Genomic DNA, 421 nt, shown 5'->3' with positions numbered 1-421 from the left:
GCCGGTGCAACCTCCAACGGTACGGCGCTGGAAAATGTGGTTCTGGGGAATCCGGCTTCGGTCGTTATCACCGATACAATCAGCGAAGTCATTGCGACTCTGACCGCGGATAAAACCACTGTTGCTGAAGGCGGCCAAGTCACCTACACCGTGACCCTGACCACCAGCACTGGTCTGCCGTTGACCAACCATCCTGAGCTGACCTTCAAGCTCACCGATGGCACCTTGATTAAAGTGCCGGCTAATAGCGTCACTGGCCAAGCCACTATCACGGCAGCCGATGACATCGCGATTGGCGGTCAACCAGCCATCGTCAACAAGCTGGTATCGGTGGAAGGTGCAGGCACCTACGAAAAACTGACTCTGGGCGATAACGCGGTGCAAACCACCGTTACCGACGAACCTACCGGTCAAGGCGATG

The 421-nt window shown here is 56.5% G+C and carries 1 protein-coding gene; it reads left to right on the top strand.

Annotated features, from left to right (window positions below):
* The coding region (locus tag AAEZ05_RS27850) for an immunoglobulin-like domain-containing protein (protein ID WP_350649769.1) at window positions 1-421 on the top strand (421 nt) is incomplete at both ends.

The organism is Pseudomonas sp. HY13-MNA-CIBAN-0226 (assembly GCF_040310305.1).
GTDB lineage: Bacteria > Pseudomonadota > Gammaproteobacteria > Pseudomonadales > Pseudomonadaceae > Aquipseudomonas > Aquipseudomonas gregormendelii.
The sequence above is the reverse complement of the archived record's forward strand: the minus strand, read 5'-3'. Positions and strand labels throughout refer to the sequence as shown.